Below are 18,566 nucleotides of genomic sequence, written 5' to 3' on the forward strand. Positions count from 1 at the left end.
CGGGCGGGATGATGTTTGAGGATTCGTTGATGACGTTCATGAGGCCCATGCCGGCAACATCTCGATTGATGAAAGCGTCGGTGCTTGCATTGCTGGTCGCCGCGTCGGCCGTCACCGTGCAGTCCGCTCAGGCGCAGCAAAGGGCAGTCCCGGCCAGCACGGGCGATGTTCGTTTGTCGTACGCTCCCGTGGCGCGCCAGGTCTCGCCGGCCGTGGTCAATGTCTACGCGTCACGCGTGGTGCCGCAGCAGCGCGTGCGCGCGTTCCCGTTCGAAGACCCACTTCTTCAGGAATTCTTCGGCCGCCAGATGCCGTCCATGCCGCGTGAGCGTCTGCAACGCTCGCTCGGCTCCGGCGTGCTGGTCGACGCCTCGGGGCTTATCGTCACCAACAATCATGTCATCGAAGGCATGACCGATGTGCGTGTCTCGCTTGCTGATCAGCGAGAATTCGACGCCGACATCGTATTGACCGATCCGGCAAGTGACATCGCCGTCCTGCGTATCCTGGAAGGAAAGGGCGGGTTCCCGATCCTGCCGCTCGCGGAGACTGATGACGTCGAGGTCGGAGACGTGGTGCTTGCCGTCGGCAATCCATTCGGCCTCGGCCAGACGGTGACGCAGGGCATCCTGTCGGCGGTTCGCCGGGTCCAGAACAAGGAAGGCGGCGCGAGCGTCTACCTGCAGACCGACGCGGCGATCAACCAGGGCAATTCCGGCGGCGCTCTCGTAGACATGGGCGGCAAGCTGGTCGGCATCAACACCGCCATTTTCTCGAAGTCCGGCGGGTCGGATGGCATCGGCTTCGCGGTCCCGACGCCGATAGTCCGTCTCGTGCTCGACGCCGCGCGTGGTGGCGACAAAACGGTGCGGCGTCCGTGGTTCGGCGCGGAGACGCAGCAGGTCACCCGAGAGATCGCCGAGAGCCTTGGCGTGGACCGTCCCATCGGAGCGTTGATCGTCGATGTGCAGCCGAATTCGCCCGCCGCAGAAGCCGGGTTGAAGGCGGGCGACCTTGTCACCTCTATAGATGGTCGCGCCGTCGAGGACACGATGGCCCTGACCTACCAGCTGACGATCAAGCCGCTGGGTTCCAGCGCACGCTTGAACTTCGTGCGTGATGGCAAGGAGACGGCAGCCACGCTGAAGGTGCAGCCTGCCCCGGAAACCACGCCGCGCGACGAGCGTGTGATCGAGGGCGAAGGCCCGTTCGCGGGTGCCAAAGTGGTGAACCTTTCGCCGGCCGTCAGCGAAGAACTCGGCATCGGCGGACAGCCCACGGGGGTGATCGTCATGGACGTTGCGCGCGCTTCGATCGCCGGGCGTCTCGGCATACAGCGTGGTGATCGCGTTTTGGCCATCAACGACCAGCCTGTCGGCAGCGTTCGTGAACTCGCCGAAATGAACCAGGAGCGCCAGCGTTTCTGGAAGGTATCGATCGGGCGCGGCGGTCAGGTACTCACCCAGGTCTTCCGCTTCTGATGGCCGCGGGGGCGAGAGGCGCCAACCTGTTCGAGGCCGCTGGTCTGGAACAGGCGGCGCCGCGCCCGTTGGCCGACCGTTTGCGCCCGCGCAAGCTTGCGGAGGTCGTGGGGCAGGATCATCTGGTCGGAGAAGGCGGGGCGCTGGCCCGGCTTCTCCATTCCGCCAGCATCGGCTCCCTGATCTTCTGGGGGCCGCCGGGCACGGGCAAGACCACCGTGGCCCGCCTCCTGGCCGGCGAGACGAGCCTCTTCTTCGAACCGATCTCTGCCATCTTCAGCGGCGTTGCTGATCTGAAGAAGATCTTCGAGACGGCGCGCGGCCGCCGGCAGACCGGGCAGGGCACGCTGCTCTTCGTGGACGAGATCCACCGCTTCAACAGGGCGCAGCAGGATGCCTTCCTGCCCTTCATGGAGGACGGCACCATCACCCTGGTCGGCGCGACCACGGAGAACCCCAGCTTCGCGCTGAACGCCGCGCTCCTCTCCCGCGCCCGGGTGATGGTGTTCCGCTCTCTGGATGACGAGGCGATCAGCCGCCTCCTGTCGAGGGCCGAGGAGATCGAGGGCGTGGGTCTTCCGCTCGACGAGGAGGCACGTGCCTCGCTGGTCCGCATGGCAGATGGCGACGGTCGGGCGGTTCTAACGCTCGCCGAGGAACTCTGGCGTGCCGCGCGCCCAGGCGAGGTGTTCGACCTCGAAGGCGTGCAGGAGGTGGTCCAGCGCCGTGCACCCATCTACGACAAGTCGCAGGATGGCCATTACAACCTGATCTCGGCTTTGCACAAATCCGTGCGGGGCTCGGACCCCGATGCCGCGCTCTATTATCTCGCCCGCATGCTGGATGCAGGGGAAGATCCGCTCTACCTCGCGCGCCGACTGGTGCGCATGGCGTCGGAGGACATCGGCCTCGCCGACCCTCGGGCCTTGGTGGTCTGCAACGCGGCGCGTGAAGCCTACGAGCATCTGGGCACGCCGGAGGGTGAACTCGCGCTGGCTGAAGCCTGCGTCTATCTTGCGACAGCTCCGAAATCCGCTGCGGTCTACGTCGCCTACAAGCGCGCACGTGCCTTGGCGAAGAGCGGGGGGTCGCTGGTTCCGCCAAAGCACATCCTGAACGCTCCGACCGGCTTGATGAAGGATGAGGGTTACGGCGACGGTTATGCCTACGACCATGACATGCCCGACGCCTTTTCAGGCCAGAACTACTTTCCTGAAGGGATGGCGCGGCCGGTCCTGTACGAGCCGGTGGAACGGGGCTTCGAGCGGGAGCTTCGCAAGAGGCTGGATTATTGGGAGCGCTTGCGGCGTGAACGGAACGCCTGACATGTCAGCCTCCGGGACGACGGCGCCATTCGGTGGAGTGGATTGGTGAGCGCTGCCGATGTGCCACAGGATCGGCCGCATCCCTCCGTGAAGGAGCTCTTTCTTGGATTCTTCGGGATCAGCGTGGTCGGCTTCGGGGGCGTGATTCCCTGGGCGCGCTGGATGCTCGTGGAGCGGCGCAGATGGCTGACGCCGATTGAGTTCAACGAGATCATGGCCTTGGCCCAGACGCTGCCCGGCGGCAACATCCTCAACATGGCCGTCATCCTTGGACACCGGTACCACGGCTTCGCAGGTGCGCTGGCAGGCGTGCTGGGCCTGATCCTCGGCCCGTTCGGCATCGTCATATTGATGGCGATGTTCTTTGAGCGTTTTCAGGATCTCCCGGGAATTCAGGGAGCCCTTCACGGCATCAGCGCAGCGGCCATCGGCTTGATCGTGGCGCTTGCGGTGAAGATGATCCTGACCTTGAAGGGTGAGTGGATCGGTCTTGGCTTCGCGGCGGCGGCGTTCGTCTGCGTCGGCGTTCTGCGGCTTCCCCTGTTGCCCACGCTCGGCGTGCTCGCTCCCCTTAGTGTCGCCTATGCCTGGTTCCGGCTCGTGAGAGCAGCCCTTTGAGCGCGGAAGAGGAGCCCCTCGGCCAACTCGCGCGCGAGTTCGCATTGCTGGGCATCATCGCCTTCGGCGGCGTCAACACCATCCTGCCCGAGATGCAGCGGCAGGCGGTGGAGGCGCATGGCTGGATGAGCAACACGCAGTTCACGCAACTGTTTGCCATCGCGCAGGCCGCCCCCGGACCAAACTTCATGATCGTGACCTTGGTCGGCTGGCAGGTCGCGGGAATCCTGGGAGCGCTCACCGCGACGTTGGCGCTGATCGTACCAACCTTCGCGCTGGCTTACGCAGTCGCGGGCGCCTGGAGGCGGTTCAGCCAAGCACGGTGGCGAAAGGCCCTTCAGGCCGGATTCATCCCGCTGACGGTTGGCCTTGTGGCCGCCGGTGCCTTCGTTCTGTCGACGAGCACACTGGCCACATGGCAGCAGGGTCTGGCCATGGCATCGACCTTCCTGCTGGTCATGTTCACCCGCATCCATCCCCTGATCCCGCTCGCCGTGGCGGGCGTGCTGGGTTATCTCGGCGTGGTTTAGGGAGAGGTTCATGCAGGCGGTGGCGCTGGTCTTCGTCGGGGGCGGTCTTGGGGCGGCGCTCCGCCATGTTCTGAACAGTGCCGCACTCCGTGCATTTGGCGCCGAATTTCCCTGGGGCATCTTCGGCATCAACGTGGCGGGTTCGCTCCTGATGGGGCTGCTCGTGGGATGGGCTGGGGCGCGTGCGGTCGCAGTGCCGAACGCGATGCTGTTCCTCACCACCGGCGTTCTTGGCGGCTTCACCACCTTCTCCACGTTCTCCCTCGATGCGGTAACTCTGTGGGAGCGCGGAGCCGGTGTCGCAGCCGTTTTCTATGTTCTCGGCTCGGTGTGCCTGGCGATTCTTGCTCTGGCAGCAGGTCTCTTGATCGGGCGGGCGCTGGCATGATGCTGAAGCAACTGCCGCATGTGCTGATCATTTTCCTCGGGCTCGCCGTCCCGGCAGCCGCTCAGGATTGCGCCCAAGCGAACACTCAAGCGGACATGAACAGGTGCGCCGGCGAGGCGTTCATGCAGGCCGACGCGGCCTTGAATGCGGCCTATGCGGATCTGCGTCGCGAACTTGAGAACGAAGCCGAGCGCCAGACACTCCTCACGAAAGCACAGCGTGCATGGCTTGCCCTGCGCGATGCAGAATGCGACTTCAAGACAGTGGAGAGCAGGGGTGGCAGCGTGCATCCCTTGCTTGTCCAGCAATGCCGGACGGAGCTGACGGCGCGCCGCACCGGCGAGCTGCAGGCCCATGCGGCTTGCGTCCAGGCGGACAATTCCGCCTGTCTGGCACGATGAAGATCCGGGCGATGCTCGGCGGAAAGCTTGTAGACCATGGCCGGCGTTGAGATCGTCACCGTAAAGGACAGCGAAGACGGATTGCGGCTCGATCGCTTCCTGAAGGGGCGCTACCCCGCGCTCGGCTTTGCGCAGTTGCAGAAGATCCTGCGCACCGGGCAGGTGCGGGTGGACGGCGCTCGCGCCAAGCCGGCCGCGAAAGTCGTCGCAGGCCAGAGCGTCCGCGTGCCGCCACTAGGGGAGGCAAGCGACCCGGCCGCGCTGGAGAAGCGCAAGAAGGAGGTGTCGTCGCAGGACGCGGTCTTCCTGAGGCAGATGGTCATCTTCGAGGATCGTGACCTGATCGTCCTCAACAAGCCTCACGGGCTTGCGGTGCAGGGCGGGTCCGGCACCACGCGGCACATCGACGGCATGCTGCAGGCGCTTGTCGGCCCGGACGATGAGCGGCCGAAGCTGGTGCATCGGCTGGACCGCGACACCGCCGGCTGCCTTATCGTGGCGAAGACCCGCAAGGCGGCGGCCGCGCTTGCCAAGTCGTTCCGCTCGCGGTCCGCCCGCAAGATCTACTGGGCTCTGGTCCCGGGCGTGCCGAACCCCACGCAGGGCCGCATCTCCACCTATCTTGCCAAGGGTGGCGAGCAGGGCATGGAGCGCATGCGCGTGGCTCGTCACGGCACGGAGGATTCCAGCCACGCCATCACCTATTACGCGGTGATGGATAAGGCGGCGAACCGGGCATCCTGGCTTTCGCTGAAGCCGGTGACCGGGCGCACTCATCAGCTCCGCGCCCATCTTGAGCATATCGGCCACCCCATCCTCGGCGATCCGAAATACGGCGAGCAGCTCCAGCAATTCTCGGCCGACCTGCCGGACAAGCTGATGCTTTTGGCCCGGCGCATTACGCTCCCGCATCCGCGCGGCGGCACCATCGACGTTACGGCACCTTTGCCCGAGCATTTCAGGCAGGCGTTCGACGTGTTCGGCTTCGAGGAGCGCGGCGGCAAGGACCCGATCCTCGACGCACCGGAGGACTAGGGCAGGGGCTTCGTGCCCGGGATAGTCACGCCGCGAAGCATCCCCGCCAAGGCTTCGAATGAGGGACGCCGCACATCGGTGCGGCGCCACGCCAAGCCGATCGTGCGTCCGACAGCATCGTCTTCCAGTTCGATGTAGCGCAAATGCGCCTCAAGCAGCGGGTCCTCCGGCCGTGCGGCCAGTCCGGGCAGCAATGCGTGGCCGCTGCCCGCCGCCACGAGGTGGCGCAGCGTCTCGATGCTGGCTGCATGGCGGTGATCCCGCGCGACGCTGGGACGGGCGCACAGCGCCAAAGCCTGGTCGCGGATGCAATGGCCCTCGTCCATCAGCATCAGCCCCTCCACATCCAGATCGGCAATGCGAAGGCTCTTCCGGTTCGCCAGCGCCGACCGTGTAGAGCAGAGCCCCACGAAAGGCTCGAACAGGATGGCGGCTTCCGCCAGGCGCTCGTCCTCGACCGGCAGCGACAGCAGCACGCAATCGATCTGGCCGGCGATCAGCAGCCCGCTCAGGTCCGTGGTGAGACCTTCCCTCAGCACAAGCTGCAGATCGGGAAAGGCACTTCGCAGCGGCCCGAGAATATGGGGGACGAGGTAGGGACCGAGCGTTGCGATCACGCCCAGTCTCAGCGGTCCGGCCAGCGGATCGTCCAGCGTCCTGGCAAGATCGAACAGGCGGCGCGCCTCACCCAGCACCGCCCGAGCCTGCTCAATCAGGCCTGCTCCCGACGCGGTGATCCTCACATCCCGTCCGACGCGCTCGAACAGCATGACTCCCAGCTTGGCCTCGACCTTGCGCACCTGCGCGCTCAGGGAGGGTTGGGAAACGCCGCATTGCTCGGCCGCTGTCGTGAAACCGCCGGCGTCCGCAATGGCAACGACATATTCGATGTCACGAAGGGAAAGGCCGCCGAAGCTCATGGAGGATAGTAGATAGGATATTCCTATCGAGAATGAAGGAGATTTGTATTTCTCCTATCATGCTACATCGATATTGTAGCCGTTCCAGATTCAGACGAGGTGAACGGCATGAGCGACAACAGGACACTGACGACCCGACAGGGCCATCCGGTTCGCGACAACCAGAGCATGCGCACCGTGGGCGAACGTGGTCCGGCAACGCTCGAGAACTACCAGTTCCTCGAGAAGATCACCCATTTCGACCGTGAGCGCATACCGGAGCGCGTCGTGCATGCGCGTGGCGCCGGCGCCCATGGCTGGTTCGAGGCCTACGGAAAGATCGGCGACGAGCCGGCGTCCAAGTACACTCGCGCCCGCGTTCTGACCGAAACCGGCGTGAAGACGCCCATGTTCGTGCGCTTCTCCACCGTGGCCGGTGCCAAGGAAAGCCCGGAGACGGAGCGCGATCCGCGCGGCTTCGCCGTGAAGTTCAAGACGCTCGAGGGCAATTGGGACCTCGTGGGCAACAACCTGAAGATCTTCTTCATCCGGGACGCCATCAAGTTCCCGGACATGATCCACGCCTTCAAGCCGGATCCGGTGACGAACCGCCAAGAGCCGTGGCGCTTCTACGACTTCATCGCCGCGCACCCAGAATCGATCCACATGGTGACCTGGCTGAAGTCCCCGTGGGGCATTCCGGCCAATTACCGCGAGATGGAAGGCTCGGGCGTCAACACCTACAAGTTGGTGAACGCACAGGGCGAGGCCGTGCTTTGCAAGTTCCACTGGCAGCCGAAGCAGGGCGTCCGCAACCTGACCTCGCAGCAGGCCTCGGAGATCCAGGGCAAGGATGTCGGCCACGCGACGCGTGACCTCTACGACAACATCACCGCCGGCAACTTCCCGGAATGGGAGTTCTGCGTACAGATCATGCCGGACGGCCCAAATGACGACCTGAGCTTCGATCCGCTGGACGACACGAAGCGCTGGCCGGAAGACCAGTACCCGCTGCTGCCGGTGGGCCGCATGGTGCTGGACCGCGTGCCAGATAATTTCTTTGCGGAAGTCGAGCAGTCGGCCTTCGGCACGGGCGTGCTCGTGGACGGCATCGACTTCTCGGACGACAAGATGCTGCAGGGCCGCACGCTCAGCTATTCGGACACCCAGCGTTACCGCGTCGGGCCGAACTATCTGCAACTGCCGATCAACGCCCCGCAGGTCGGTTGCCCCTTCGCCACCAATCAGCGCGACGGCCAGATGGCCTATTACGTCGATCGCGGTGGCGAATCGAAGCACGTGAACTATGAGCCCAGCTATCTCGGCCAAGGCCTCAAGGAAGCCGAGCATAGGGCGCAGGAATATCGCCAGTTCATCGAGGGGCACCTCGGCCGCTACAAGCCGACCCGGGTCTCCGATGATTACGCCCAGGCTGGCGAGCGCTACCGCACCTTCCAGGATTGGGAGCGCGATGATCTCGTCAACAACCTGATCGGTGACCTGAAGCAGTGCCCGGAAGCCCTCGCACTGCGCATGGTGTGGCACTTCTGGAATGCGGATGAGGATTACGGCCGTCGCGTTGCGGAAGGCGTCGGCATCGATCTGGAGAAGGCGAAGGCCCTCGCGCCCCTGCCGGGCCAGCCCGCTCCGGGCGAAAACCGTGCTGGCCCGACCTATACGGACGGCAAGCTGGAAGCCCAGGCCGCTGCCGAGTAGGCCGCGATCTCGAACCGGAACAGAAAGCCCGCCAATCAGGCGGGCTTTTTATTTAGCCAGCACCAGGAACGCAAACACCGCGACAGCCCCGATCACAAGAAAAGGCCAGTAGCGCATCAACGGCCCGCTGGGCGCCTCCTCCGGAGGGGCCTTGGGCGTGGTCTTCACCTCGGCTGCCCGGGCCGCGGCGACTGCGGCCCTGCTGGGCGGAGTGCCGGCCGCCTCGTCGTCCGTGCCCAACGGGGAGGCCGCGGGATCTCCCTTGGAGATTTTCGACCCTGTCCGTCCGCTGTCGATATCAGCCCGAAGCTGCTCGGTTGTGGGGTCGGTCCGGTCGGAGCTTGGGTCGTTCATGGGGTGGCAACGTCGGCAGGGGCCGCAGGTTCCTGCGTTCGATCAGGCGTACGCCAACTCTCCCACGTTCGTGAGCGTGCGGAGGTCGCCGGGCCGAAGCTATTCAGACACCGAGGATGGTTTCTCGGGCGAAAGGCGATAAAACCGCCCCATGCAATTGGTAATCTTCGACGTCGATGGCACCCTGATCGACAGCCAGCACATGATCGTTGCCGCGATGACGCGCGCCTTCGAGGCGCATGGGCGCTCCGTGCCCACCCGCGACACCATCCTGTCCATTGTCGGGCTCTCGCTTGACACCGCGATGCGCACTCTGTGCCCCGAGGAACCGGAGGAGCTGTCCGGTACTCTCGCTACCGCCTACAAGGAGGCTTTCGCTGATCTGCGCACGAGCCGGGATCATGACGAGCCGCTGTTTCCGGGAGCCATCGAGGTGCTCGACGCCCTGAGCGAACGCGATGACGTGGTGCTTGGCCTGGCAACGGGCAAGTCATTGCGCGGCGTCCGGGCGGTACTGGATCTGCACGGCCTGCACGGGCGCTTCGCAACCATCCAGACCGCCGACGGCCACCCCTCGAAGCCTGATCCGTCCATGGTCCTGACAGCCGCAGCCGAGATGGGCATCTTGCCGAACCGAACAACCATGATCGGCGACACCACCTATGACATAGCCATGGGCCGCGCCGCGGGCGCACGCACCATCGGCGTTTCGTGGGGCTACCATCCCGCTGAACAGCTCGCCGCCACGGGCGCTCACATCATCATCGACCGTTTCAGTGAATTGCCCGAAGCACTCGAGAACCTTGTTGTGGAGGCCTGACCGTGAGCGAAGAGCGTGAAGATGCCATGGCCATGGCCAAGCGGCTGATGCGCCCGGAACTTGCCAAGCGGTTCTATAAATCTGCGGACATCCAGCCTGCCGAGGCAGGATATGCCGTGGTCCTCGACGGACGGGGTGTTCGAACCCCGGGGCGGAACCCTGTTGTCACGCCTTGGGAAAGCTTGAGCCAAGCTCTGGCAGCCGAGTGGAACGCGCAGGTGGACGTCATCAATCCGTCCACGATGCCTTTGAGCCGCATCGTCAATTCGGCCATCGATGGTGTGGCCCGCGACAGCGGTGCTGTTCGCGCCGAGGTGGTGAAATATTCCGGTTCCGACCTGATCTGCTATCGGGCGGAAGGGCCCGAGCGGCTGGTCGCGCGCCAGGCTGAAGCGTGGGATCCGATCCTCTCATGGGCCGAGAGACAGCTCGGCTCGCGATTCGTGCTGGCGCAGGGTGTCGTGTTCATCAGCCAACCGCCCGAGACGTCAGCGGCGATGGATCGGGCATTGGCCGATCTCGACACGTTCCGTCTCGCGGCCGTCAATGTCGTGACCACTCTCACAGGCTCCGCGCTGATCGCGCTCGCTTTGCTCCACGGCCACCTCACCTTGGCCGAAGCATGGGGCGCGGCGCATGTGGACGAGGACTGGAACAACGAGCTGTGGGGAGCGGACGAGGAGGCGGAGGTCCGTCGGGCACGGCGATTCGAGGAGTTGCGTGCCGCTGGCAGCATTCTCCAGATGGGGTCGCGAGAAGCAGCCACGGCATGAAAAAACCTCCGGGCGCAGTGCGCCCGGAGGTTTTTTCAGATTGCGTGAGTTCTTACTTGGCGGCGTCGCGATGGACGAGGCGCGCGCACTCGCCGGCCTCACGGCCGATCTTGCGGGCGTAGTCTTCTTCCATGCGACCGGCGTCAACGCCGGGCTTCAAGGTCTTGGTGAAGGCGTTTTCGAGAGTGTCGCCGTTCACGACATAGACTACCGCTTCGCGATAGGCCTTCAGCGCGTCGCCCTGAAGTCCCTTGGCGCACGCGTCCGCATCGGCCTTCGTTGCGAAAGCAGGCACCGGAGCGGCGAGAAGGGCGGCGATGATGAGTGTCTTACGAAGCATGTTGATCCCACGGACAAAAGGAGGGTGCCGGTGGGCTGCCCGAGAGCAGCCCGTTTAGGCACATACATCAGGAACGAAGCCGAGGCCGCTACCGTTCCGTCATCCTGTGGGTATTCCACCCAAATAGTGTGGTGCGGTCGAGAAGACTCGAACTTCCACGGGTTGCCCCACAGCGACCTCAACGCTGCGCGTCTACCAATTCCGCCACGACCGCATCGCCGACTGTTTAGGCCGGCGGCGCGTCTGTAACAAATCGGTGCATGGGCCACAAGGGCCACGATGCGCGATGTGCAGGCAATTGCGTGATGTGCCATATGCCTGTTGTCGCCCAGCCTGTCTGAACAGGAGATGACCGTTCGCCACCAACCATTGCGTCTGCCGGACGCACAGCCCTTTCCCGAATGGCGCGTGAGCTTCGGTCAGGTGCCGTATCCCGATGCCGTGGCACTGATGGAGAGCCGGGTTCAGGAGATCGTTGAAGGCCGCGCCCGCGAGCTTGTCTGGCTTCTGGAGCATCCGCCGCTCTACACGGCGGGCACCAGCGCGCGTGACGAGGACCTTCTCGATTCGATGAGGTTCCCGGTGTTCCGCACGGGACGGGGCGGCCAGTTCACCTATCATGGCCCCGGCCAGCGGGTGGTCTATGTGATGCTGGACCTTCGCCGCCGTGGAAATGACGTGCGCGCGTTCGTCGCCGGCCTCGAAGAATGGGTGATCCGCGCCTTGAAGCCGTTCAACGTGGACGGCGAACGAAGGGCTGGGCGAATCGGCGTCTGGGTGCGGCGGCCTGAAAAGGGTGCGGAAGCCGAGGACAAGATCGCCGCGGTGGGCGTGCGGCTCCGCCACTGGGTGAGCTTCCACGGCATCAGCCTGAACGTGGAGCCGGATCTCGATCATTATGCGGGGATCGTGCCGTGCGGGGTGCGAGGGCCCGGCGTCACCAGCCTTGTCGATCTTGGACGGCCTGTCGGCATGGACGAGGTGGATGCCGCTTTGCTCTCGGGGTTTCGTGACGTGTTCGGCGAGGTTCAGCGTTCGGAGGAATAACGCCATCAGGCGTCCGGACGTACCTCGAAGCCGGCGGGAGCGTGTTCATCCGGCGCGTCCATGCGCTCCACGCGCTGGACCTCCGCCGCAGGCGGCCCCTTCCAGATGAGCGACAGCGCATCGTCGACCACCGTCTGATGGCCGATGAGCAATGCCTCGACCGAACCATCGCGGCGGTTGCGGGTCCAGCCACGCAGCCGGTGCTCTTCGGCCATCTGCTGCAGCCAGCGGCGGTATCCAACTCCCTGCACCCGGCCGTGTATCAGCACGAGAACCCGGTCATCTGTCATCGCGGTACAGACCTTTCTGCCGACCGAAGGGGCTTCCGGTCGCCGGCCGCTTTGGGCCATAACCTCTGCCAAGCATATAAGCCGAGGATATCAGGACATGGACGTTCGCGCCGCCGTCGCGATTGCCGCTGGCAAGCCGCTTGAGATCACAACCGTCCAGCTTGAGGGGCCTCGTGCCGGCGAAGTGCTGGTGGAAATCAAGGCCACCGGCATCTGCCACACCGATTGGTTCACGCTTTCCGGAGCCGATCCCGAGGGCCTGTTTCCGGCCATTCTGGGCCATGAGGGCGCGGGTGTGGTCGTGGAAGTCGGAGCCGGCGTCACCTCGCTGAAGCCCGGCGACCATGTGATCCCGCTCTACACGCCGGAATGCCGCGAATGCCCGTCCTGCCTCTCGCGCAAGACCAATCTCTGCACCAAGATCCGCGGTACGCAGGGGCAGGGGCTGATGCCGGATGGCACTTCGCGCTTCTCCATCGAAGGCAAGAAGCTGCACCATTACATGGGCACCTCCACCTTCGCGAACTACACGGTGCTCCCCGAGATCGCGCTGGCGAAAATCCGCGAAGACGCGCCGTTCGAGAAGGTCTGCTACATCGGCTGCGGCGTCACGACGGGCGTCGGCGCCGTCATCAACACCGCCAAGGTGGAGCCCGGCTCCACGGCCATCGTGTTCGGCCTCGGCGGCATCGGCCTCAACGTTATCCAGGGCCTGCGCCTCGTGGGCGCGGACATGATCATCGGCGTCGACATCAACAACGACAAAAAGGCCTGGGGCGAGCGCTTCGGCATGACGCACTTCGTCAACCCCACGGAAGTGGGCGACGACCTCGTTCCCTACCTCGTCAACATGACCAAGCGTGGCGCGGACCAGATCGGCGGCGCGGACTACACCTTCGACTGCACGGGCAATACGAAGGTGATGCGGCAGGCGCTGGAAAGCTGCCATCGCGGCTGGGGTGAAAGCGTGGTCATCGGGGTGGCCGGCGCCGGACAGGAGATCGCCACCCGCCCGTTCCAGCTCGTCACGGGGCGGGTCTGGAAGGGCTCCGCCTTCGGCGGCGCGAGAGGCCGCACCGACGTGCCGAAGATCGTGGACTGGTACATGGACGGCAAGATCGAGATCGACCCCATGATCACCCATGTGATGCCGCTGGAGGACATCAATCACGGCTTCGAGTTGATGCACCACGGCGAGAGCGTGCGCGGCGTCGTGGTGTTCTGACGTTCCGGAAAGGAGGGCAGCGCCGAGCGCGTTGCCCTTATCTGGCCGCCACCAGCGTAACCGCCGCCCCGGGAGCCGCGGCAACCGGAACAGCCTTCGGCGCGGCCGGCTTTAAGGGCTGGGCAGGCGCAGCCTTGGCGGGTCCGGCAGGAGCCGCCGCAGGGCTCGGAGCCATAGGTTTCGGCAGGTTTTTCGCCGCCGCCGATGCCGCCTTCGATCCGTGGACGTGGATCAGCGCGTCCTTGGCGATCTGCCCCGTCATCGCATCTTCGAAACGCTGATCCTCTTGCGCGAGGGCGATTGCCGCGCCGATCAGGCCGTTCATCGCGCCGTTTTCCGTCGAAACGACATTGACGCGGCCGTGTTCCGTCTTGCCGGCTGTGTCGGTCACCACCAGCGTGGCCCTCATCCGGTTGGCATCGCCGACCAGCAGCGACATCGCGGCGTTCTTCTTGTGCAGGTCCGTGACCAATATGTGCAGCGTCTTGGGCTCACCCTGCGCCGGATAACGTGAGGCCTCCATCAGCGTCTTCGTGCGGATCGCCTCCGCCATCTGCGGCGAGCCAAGCGGCTTCGCCAGCTTTACCTCGACATTGCTGATGAATCCGGAGTTCGGCCCCTTGAGGATGCCTTCCGGTCCACACGCGCACAGCAATGTCGCCAGCGCGACGGCGCTGCCAATCTTCATCAATCGTTTCATGATTTCAGTCCCCCGCGAGCAGGTTAGCGGGATCTGCGTTCCCCTGTGTGACGAATAGGGGTGCTGCCGCACAATCATGGCGTGCGTTGCGCGCCTGCAACTAAAGTCGACCTGCAGCGGTGTTCGCAGAAAGGCAAAACACTCATTGCCCATTAGGGCATCTTCACTACAAGGACACCGATACACCCAGTTCGAGCGGACGGTTGCATGGCCGAGCCTGATGAAAAAGCCACGGCCGAGGTGATCCCGGAAACGTTGCTCGACGAGGAGGACGGGCTTCCGGCTGCCTTGATCGCCGCCGTTGCGGAAACAATCGAGACCGGGGATGCCGAGCGCCTGCGCGCGCTTGCGGGTGATCTTCATGAGGCTGACCTCGGCGACCTGATTCAGGCTCTTGAGCCCGATCTAAGACCGGGCCTCGTCGAGCTCCTCGGATCGGCCTTTCACTTCGCGGCCCTCACCGAGGTGGACGAAAGCGTCCGCCTTCAGATCCTCGAAGGGCTGCCCACGCAGACCATCGTGGACGGGCTGCGCGAGCTCGATTCGGACGACGCGGTATACATCCTGGAGGATTTGGAGGACGAGGATCGAAAGAAGATCCTGGATCGTCTGCCGCTCCCGGATCGCGCGGCCCTGGTGCGCGCGCTCGACTTCCCGGAAGAAGCCATCGGTCGCCTGATGCAGACGGACTTCGTGGCCGTGCCGCCGTTCTGGACGGTCGGCCGCGCGATCGATTACCTGACCGAGCTCGGGGAAGACGGACCCGAGACCTTCTACGAGATCTTCGTCATCGACCCGGTGTTCCGGCTCGAGGGGACGGTCTCGCTGGACAAGCTGCTGCGCAGTTCACGAACGGCCCAGCTGAAGACGGTGCTGAACGACGAGGTGCGTTCGTTCGAGGCGCTGGAAGACCGTGAAGATGTCGCTCGTCAGTTCCAGCGCTACAACCTTGTTTCCGCGCCGGTGGTCGACCCGGAGAACCGGCTTGTCGGCGTCGTCACTATCGACGACATCGTGGACGTCATCCAGCAGGAAGCCGACGAGGATCTGAAAGCGCTCGGCGGCGTCTTCGGCGACGAGGAGTTGTCGGACACCGTACGCGAAACCGCGCGAAGCCGTTTTCCGTGGCTCGCCATCAATCTCTGCACCGCCTTCATCACGGCGACCATCATCGGCCTGTTCTCGGACACCATCGAGCGGATGGTGGCGCTCGCGGCGCTGATGCCGATCGTCGCCAGCATGGGCGGCAACGCCGGCACGCAGACCATGACCGTTACGGTGCGGGCGCTGACGCATCGCGAACTCGGACGTCGGCGCATCCGCTGGATCATCAGCCGCGAAATGCTTGTCGCACTCGTCAACGGCGTTGCCCTGTCCATCATCCTCGGCGGGGTGGCGGCTGCCTGGTACCGGAACCCGGAACTTGGCGTCGTCATCGGCACGGCGCTGATCATCAACATGGTGGTGGCCGGGCTTTTCGGGGCGCTGATTCCCATAACGGTGCACCGGCTGAAGTTCGACCCTGCGGTCGCTTCCGGCGTGTTCCTCACCACCGCCACGGACACGGTCGGCTTCTTCGCCTTTCTCGGTATCGCAGCCTGGTGGTTCGGCCTCTGGTGAACCGCGAACTGCGGCGGATTGCGGCTTAAGGGCGGCAGGTCTATATGAGCCGTCTTTCGGCGCGCTGGAGCCTTCCTCCACCCAGCACGTTCATGGTGCGAACGTCCTTGCGGCGATTTGGGGTCAGAGGCCCGGCTCATGACTGAACAGTCGCCGAATGCATCGGCCATGCCCACCCCTACATCGGCTGACGGACACCATCCAGGTGGTGGCGCGAAGTGGATGCTGCTGCTCGGCAGCCTTGGCGTCGTCTATGGCGACATCGGCACGAGCCCGCTCTACGCGATGCGCGAGTCGCTGCTCCATGCCGGGGACAATCCGACGGACGTCGAGATCCTCGGCATCGTCTCGCTGCTGATCTGGGCGCTGATCATCGTGGTCACGCTCAAATACGTCGTGATGATGATGCGCGCCGACAATGGCGGCGAGGGTGGTACCTTCTCGCTGCTGGCGCTGGCGCAATCATCCTTGAAGACACCAAGCCCCGTGGTGCTGACGCTTGCCATCGTCGGCGCCGCGCTGTTCTACGGCGACTCGATCCTGACACCCGCCATCTCCGTCCTTTCGGCCGTGGAGGGGCTGACGACTGCTTCGCCATTGCCGAAAAGCTGGGTGGTGCCGGTCACGCTCGTCATCCTGACAGCTGTCTATGTGGTGCAATCCTACGGCACCGAGCGGGTGGCCACCTTCTTCGGGCCCATCATGCTGGTGTGGTTCGCTGTCCTCACCATCCTCGGTGTCGTCCACATCTTCGATGCGCCGGAGATCCTGTGGGCCCTGAGCCCCACCTACGCGCTAAGCTTCATGTTCGGCCACGGCATCATCGGCTTCACGGTGCTGGGCTCGGTCTTCCTCGCCGTCACGGGCGCCGAGGCCCTCTACGCCGACATGGGCCATTTCGGGCGCGACCCCATTCGGCGCGCGTGGCTGTTCTGCGTTCTGCCCGCGCTGTCGCTCAATTATCTCGGGCAGGGCGCGATGGCGCTGACGCAGCCCGAGGCCATCGAGAACCTGTTCTTCCTGACGGCACCGGAATGGGCGCGCCTGCCTTTCGTGCTGCTGGCAACTCTCGCCACCGTCATCGCCGCGCAGGCGGTCATCACGGGCGCCTATTCGCTGACGCGTCAGGCCATGATGCTGGGCCTGCTGCCGAGGCTTGAGGTCACCCACACCTCGGAGACGCAACACGGGCAGATCTACATGCCCAAGATCAACTGGCTGATGCTGGCCGGCGCCATCCTGCTCGTCATCCTGTTCGAAAACTCCAGCGCGCTTGCCTCGGCCTATGGCATCGCGGTGGTGGGCACGATGTTCACCACGAGCTTCCTCGCCATCGTGGTCATCGCGAGGGTGTGGAAGTGGGGCTGGTGGCTCGCGGTGCTCGTGATGCTTCCCTTCATCGTCATCGACACCTCGTTCCTCATCGCCAACCTGTTGAAGCTGTTCGACGGTGGATATGTGCCCCTTCTGCTTGGCGTGGTGATCGCGGTGATGATGTGGACCTGGGTGCGCGGCACCCGGATTCTTGCCGAGAAGGTGCGCAAGGGCAGCGTCCCGATGGTCGACCTGCTCAAGTCCCTGATGAAGACCTCGGCCACCCGCGTGCCGGGCACGGCCATCTTCCTGACCTCGGACCCGGAAGTCGCCCCGGCGGCGATGCTGCACAACCTGAAGCACAACAAGGTGCTCCACGAGCGCAACATCATCGTCACCGTCCGCACCCTGCAGCGGCCCTATGCCAGCCCGGAAGAGCGGATCAAGCTGGAGTGGATGGCGGAAGACTTCGCGCGCCTGCAGATCTGCTACGGCTACATGGAGACGCCGAACATCCCCAAGGCTTTGGCGAAGGCCAAGTCGCACGGGCTGAAGTTCGACATCATGTCGACCTCCTTCTTCATCGGCCGCCGCTCGCTGCGGGCGTCCGCCAAGGAGGGCATGCCGCTGTGGCAGGACAATCTCTATATCGGGCTCAGCAAGCAGGCCGACGACCTGATCGAGTACTTCCGCATACCAGCCGGCCGCGTTATCGAACTCGGCAGCCAGGTCACGCTCTAGAGCGGATCTTCCTGGCTGCCGGTCGTCAGCCTGTAGATGCCCTTGAACGCGTCGGGATCGACCGGCTTGCCCTTCCGCAGGATCGTGATGCGCCCGGCCTTCGCCAGACGGACGGCGGCGCGGCGCACCGGCTGCATCAGCGGGTGCCAGTCCGTGTCATTGGCAGCGCCTGCGGCCCGCGCGGCTTCCGATGGGCAGATGCTCTTGCCTGTGCCCCGTTCCGCGGTCATGCGCAGGATGATGTCCTCAAGCTGCCCGTCGTTCATGGCTGACCTTCTGTCCAGGCGGCGGCATCGCGCGAATCGGAGTTGAACTGGCGTCGCCAAAGCACGACCGCGACCAGAGCGGTGCTGGCGATCATCGCATAGGGACCGGCGAACCAGCCGAGATAGGCGATGGCGAAGAAAAACGCCCGAAGGCCACGGTTGAAGTTCTTCGCCGCCGAGGTGTTCATGCGTGCGGCACGCTGGATGGCCTGCTCCTTCTCGACGGGGTCGGGATGTGCGGGCGGAGGCATGACGCCGATCAGGATGGCCGCGTAGTTGAACAGCCGGTATGCCCAGACGAACTTGAAGAACGCGTAGGCGAAGATGAGAGCGAGGCCGAGAATCTTGGCTTCGAACAATGCGCGCGGGCTTGGTTCGGTGAACGGCAGGGCGGCGAACAGTTCCAGCGCACGATCGGTCAGGCCGAGGACGGACAGCGTGCCGCCGATTGCGATCAGCGAACTGGACGCGAAGAACGCGGTGCCGTTCTGGAGGCCGCTCATCAATTGGCCATCGATGATGCGGTTTTCACGCGAGTAACAGCTGCGCATCCACTGCACGCGAGCGAGGTGCATCGTGGCGTTCAGGCTTCCCCGGGCATGCTTGCTGCTCTCGAGATAGGCGTAATAGGCCAGCCAGGCTGCAATGAAGAAGACGAGCGCGGCGTAGTCGGCAAGGGTCAT

General features: G+C 64.5%; 21 protein-coding genes and 1 tRNA gene. 14 read left to right on the top strand and 8 right to left on the bottom strand.

The window, feature by feature from the left end:
• Nucleotides 1-68: 68 nt before the first annotated feature.
• From SCD90_RS03560 to SCD90_RS03590, 7 genes are read left to right on the top strand one after another with little or no spacing between them, the layout of a single operon-like run.
• A complete protein-coding gene (locus SCD90_RS03560; protein WP_319843266.1) occupies nt 69-1,481 on the top strand; it encodes a Do family serine endopeptidase in 1,413 nt (470 codons plus the stop codon).
• Nucleotides 1,481-2,806, top strand: coding sequence for a replication-associated recombination protein A (locus SCD90_RS03565; RefSeq protein WP_319843267.1), 1,326 nt, complete (start codon nt 1,481-1,483; stop codon nt 2,804-2,806). Before SCD90_RS03560 ends, SCD90_RS03565 begins: the two co-directional genes overlap by 1 nt.
• Nucleotides 2,807-2,851: 45 nt before the next feature.
• Nucleotides 2,852-3,424: a chromate transporter gene (locus SCD90_RS03570; protein WP_319843268.1), complete on the top strand. Its 573-nt coding sequence runs from the start codon at nt 2,852-2,854 to the stop codon at nt 3,422-3,424.
• Nucleotides 3,421-3,954: a chromate transporter gene (locus SCD90_RS03575; RefSeq protein WP_319843269.1), complete on the top strand. Its 534-nt coding sequence runs from the start codon at nt 3,421-3,423 to the stop codon at nt 3,952-3,954. The genes SCD90_RS03570 and SCD90_RS03575 overlap by 4 nt, the downstream gene beginning before the upstream one ends.
• A 10-nt stretch (nt 3,955-3,964) precedes the next feature.
• Complete coding sequence (gene crcB / locus SCD90_RS03580; RefSeq protein WP_319843270.1) at nt 3,965-4,342, top strand: fluoride efflux transporter CrcB; 378 nt, start codon at nt 3,965-3,967, stop codon at nt 4,340-4,342.
• Nucleotides 4,339-4,743: a lysozyme inhibitor LprI family protein gene (locus SCD90_RS03585; RefSeq protein ID WP_319843271.1), complete on the top strand. Its 405-nt coding sequence runs from the start codon at nt 4,339-4,341 to the stop codon at nt 4,741-4,743. Before crcB ends, SCD90_RS03585 begins: the two co-directional genes overlap by 4 nt.
• A gap of 36 nt (nt 4,744-4,779) precedes the next feature.
• Nucleotides 4,780-5,778, top strand: coding sequence for an RluA family pseudouridine synthase (locus SCD90_RS03590; protein WP_319843272.1), 999 nt, complete (start codon nt 4,780-4,782; stop codon nt 5,776-5,778).
• On the opposite strand, the gene SCD90_RS03595 is transcribed toward SCD90_RS03590, so the two are convergent.
• Nucleotides 5,775-6,698, bottom strand: coding sequence for a LysR substrate-binding domain-containing protein (locus SCD90_RS03595; protein WP_319843273.1), 924 nt, complete (start codon nt 6,696-6,698; stop codon nt 5,775-5,777). The genes SCD90_RS03590 and SCD90_RS03595 overlap by 4 nt on opposite strands.
• 108 nt (nt 6,699-6,806) lie before the next feature.
• On the opposite strand from SCD90_RS03595, the gene SCD90_RS03600 reads away from it, so the two are divergent.
• Nucleotides 6,807-8,393, top strand: coding sequence for a catalase (locus SCD90_RS03600; protein ID WP_319843274.1), 1,587 nt, complete (start codon nt 6,807-6,809; stop codon nt 8,391-8,393).
• 48 nt (nt 8,394-8,441) lie between these two features.
• Here the strand turns inward: SCD90_RS03600 and SCD90_RS03605 are convergent, their stop codons facing one another.
• Nucleotides 8,442-8,747 (bottom strand): hypothetical protein, encoded by a 306-nt coding sequence (locus SCD90_RS03605; protein WP_319843275.1) that lies wholly within the window; start codon nt 8,745-8,747, stop codon nt 8,442-8,444.
• Between the two features lie 151 nt (nt 8,748-8,898).
• Here SCD90_RS03605 and SCD90_RS03610 point away from each other — a divergent pair, with 151 nt between their 5' ends.
• Together SCD90_RS03610 and SCD90_RS03615 are read left to right on the top strand one after the other, a co-directional pair.
• Nucleotides 8,899-9,567, top strand: coding sequence for an HAD-IA family hydrolase (locus tag SCD90_RS03610; protein ID WP_319843276.1), 669 nt, complete (start codon nt 8,899-8,901; stop codon nt 9,565-9,567).
• A gap of 2 nt (nt 9,568-9,569) precedes the next feature.
• A complete protein-coding gene (locus SCD90_RS03615) occupies nt 9,570-10,340 on the top strand; it encodes an ATP12 family chaperone protein (RefSeq protein WP_319843277.1) in 771 nt (256 codons plus the stop codon).
• Nucleotides 10,341-10,392: 52 nt separating this feature from the next.
• Here the strand turns inward: SCD90_RS03615 and SCD90_RS03620 are convergent, their stop codons facing one another.
• Both SCD90_RS03620 and SCD90_RS03625 read right to left on the bottom strand, forming a co-directional pair.
• Nucleotides 10,393-10,680, bottom strand: coding sequence for a hypothetical protein (locus tag SCD90_RS03620; protein ID WP_319843278.1), 288 nt, complete (start codon nt 10,678-10,680; stop codon nt 10,393-10,395).
• 129 nt (nt 10,681-10,809) lie between these two features.
• Nucleotides 10,810-10,894 (bottom strand) — tRNA-Leu (locus tag SCD90_RS03625).
• A gap of 134 nt (nt 10,895-11,028) precedes the next feature.
• Between SCD90_RS03625 and lipB the strand changes: the two genes are divergently transcribed.
• The gene (lipB, locus tag SCD90_RS03630) at nt 11,029-11,727 is read left to right on the top strand and encodes a lipoyl(octanoyl) transferase LipB (protein ID WP_319843279.1); all 699 of its coding nucleotides are present in this window, start codon (nt 11,029-11,031) and stop codon (nt 11,725-11,727) included.
• 5 nt (nt 11,728-11,732) lie between these two features.
• Here lipB and SCD90_RS03635 read toward each other — a convergent pair whose 3' ends face one another.
• Nucleotides 11,733-12,017 (bottom strand): acylphosphatase, encoded by a 285-nt coding sequence (locus tag SCD90_RS03635; RefSeq protein ID WP_319843280.1) that lies wholly within the window; start codon nt 12,015-12,017, stop codon nt 11,733-11,735.
• A gap of 97 nt (nt 12,018-12,114) precedes the next feature.
• Here SCD90_RS03635 and SCD90_RS03640 point away from each other — a divergent pair, with 97 nt between their 5' ends.
• On the top strand, nt 12,115-13,242 hold the full coding sequence (locus SCD90_RS03640) for an S-(hydroxymethyl)glutathione dehydrogenase/class III alcohol dehydrogenase (protein ID WP_319843281.1): 1,128 nt from the start codon (nt 12,115-12,117) through the stop codon (nt 13,240-13,242).
• A 37-nt stretch (nt 13,243-13,279) separates the two neighbouring features.
• Here the strand turns inward: SCD90_RS03640 and SCD90_RS03645 are convergent, their stop codons facing one another.
• The gene (locus tag SCD90_RS03645; RefSeq protein WP_319843282.1) at nt 13,280-14,305 is read right to left on the bottom strand and encodes a hypothetical protein; all 1,026 of its coding nucleotides are present in this window, start codon (nt 14,303-14,305) and stop codon (nt 13,280-13,282) included.
• Here SCD90_RS03645 and mgtE point away from each other — a divergent pair.
• Both mgtE and SCD90_RS03655 read left to right on the top strand, forming a co-directional pair.
• Nucleotides 14,231-15,562 (top strand): magnesium transporter, encoded by a 1,332-nt coding sequence (gene mgtE, locus SCD90_RS03650; RefSeq protein WP_319843283.1) that lies wholly within the window; start codon nt 14,231-14,233, stop codon nt 15,560-15,562. The genes SCD90_RS03645 and mgtE overlap by 75 nt on opposite strands.
• 138 nt (nt 15,563-15,700) lie before the next feature.
• The gene (locus SCD90_RS03655; RefSeq protein WP_319843284.1) at nt 15,701-17,617 is read left to right on the top strand and encodes a potassium transporter Kup; all 1,917 of its coding nucleotides are present in this window, start codon (nt 15,701-15,703) and stop codon (nt 17,615-17,617) included.
• Here SCD90_RS03655 and SCD90_RS03660 read toward each other — a convergent pair.
• Nucleotides 17,614-17,883: a DUF3253 domain-containing protein gene (locus SCD90_RS03660; protein WP_319843285.1), complete on the bottom strand. Its 270-nt coding sequence runs from the start codon at nt 17,881-17,883 to the stop codon at nt 17,614-17,616. The two genes, SCD90_RS03655 and SCD90_RS03660, sit on opposite strands and share 4 nt — an antisense overlap.
• Nucleotides 17,880-18,566 carry a DUF599 domain-containing protein gene (locus tag SCD90_RS03665; RefSeq protein ID WP_319843825.1) on the bottom strand — a complete coding sequence of 229 codons (687 nt, stop codon included), beginning with the start codon at nt 18,564-18,566 and terminating at the stop codon, nt 17,880-17,882. Before SCD90_RS03665 ends, SCD90_RS03660 begins: the two co-directional genes overlap by 4 nt.

Source organism: Terrihabitans rhizophilus (genome assembly GCF_033898525.1).
GTDB lineage: Bacteria > Pseudomonadota > Alphaproteobacteria > Rhizobiales > Methylopilaceae > Flaviflagellibacter > Flaviflagellibacter rhizophilus.

Excerpts from the sequence above, each read along its gene's own strand:
- SCD90_RS03610 (WP_319843276.1), top strand. The coding sequence starts at position 8,899 with ATGCAATTGGTAATCTTCGACGTCGATGGCACCCTGATCGACAGCCAG.
- SCD90_RS03620 (WP_319843278.1), bottom strand. The coding sequence starts at position 10,680 with ATGCTTCGTAAGACACTCATCATCGCCGCCCTTCTCGCCGCTCCGGTG.
- SCD90_RS03665 (WP_319843825.1), bottom strand. The coding sequence starts at position 18,566 with ATGACCCTTGCCGACTACGCCGCGCTCGTCTTCTTCATTGCAGCCTGG.
- SCD90_RS03565 (WP_319843267.1), top strand. The coding sequence starts at position 1,481 with ATGGCCGCGGGGGCGAGAGGCGCCAACCTGTTCGAGGCCGCTGGTCTG.
- SCD90_RS03655 (WP_319843284.1), top strand. The coding sequence starts at position 15,701 with ATGACTGAACAGTCGCCGAATGCATCGGCCATGCCCACCCCTACATCG.
- SCD90_RS03590 (WP_319843272.1), top strand. The coding sequence starts at position 4,780 with ATGGCCGGCGTTGAGATCGTCACCGTAAAGGACAGCGAAGACGGATTG.
- SCD90_RS03645 (WP_319843282.1), bottom strand. The coding sequence starts at position 14,305 with ATGAAGATCACCCGCAAGCGCGCGCAGGCGCTCGGCATCCCCGGTCTC.
- SCD90_RS03560 (WP_319843266.1), top strand. The coding sequence starts at position 69 with ATGAAAGCGTCGGTGCTTGCATTGCTGGTCGCCGCGTCGGCCGTCACC.
- SCD90_RS03600 (WP_319843274.1), top strand. The coding sequence starts at position 6,807 with ATGAGCGACAACAGGACACTGACGACCCGACAGGGCCATCCGGTTCGC.
- lipB (WP_319843279.1), top strand. The coding sequence starts at position 11,029 with ATGACCGTTCGCCACCAACCATTGCGTCTGCCGGACGCACAGCCCTTT.
- SCD90_RS03605 (WP_319843275.1), bottom strand. The coding sequence starts at position 8,747 with ATGAACGACCCAAGCTCCGACCGGACCGACCCCACAACCGAGCAGCTT.
- SCD90_RS03585 (WP_319843271.1), top strand. The coding sequence starts at position 4,339 with ATGATGCTGAAGCAACTGCCGCATGTGCTGATCATTTTCCTCGGGCTC.
- SCD90_RS03660 (WP_319843285.1), bottom strand. The coding sequence starts at position 17,883 with ATGAACGACGGGCAGCTTGAGGACATCATCCTGCGCATGACCGCGGAA.
- crcB (WP_319843270.1), top strand. The coding sequence starts at position 3,965 with ATGCAGGCGGTGGCGCTGGTCTTCGTCGGGGGCGGTCTTGGGGCGGCG.
- SCD90_RS03640 (WP_319843281.1), top strand. The coding sequence starts at position 12,115 with ATGGACGTTCGCGCCGCCGTCGCGATTGCCGCTGGCAAGCCGCTTGAG.
- SCD90_RS03595 (WP_319843273.1), bottom strand. The coding sequence starts at position 6,698 with ATGAGCTTCGGCGGCCTTTCCCTTCGTGACATCGAATATGTCGTTGCC.
- SCD90_RS03635 (WP_319843280.1), bottom strand. The coding sequence starts at position 12,017 with ATGACAGATGACCGGGTTCTCGTGCTGATACACGGCCGGGTGCAGGGA.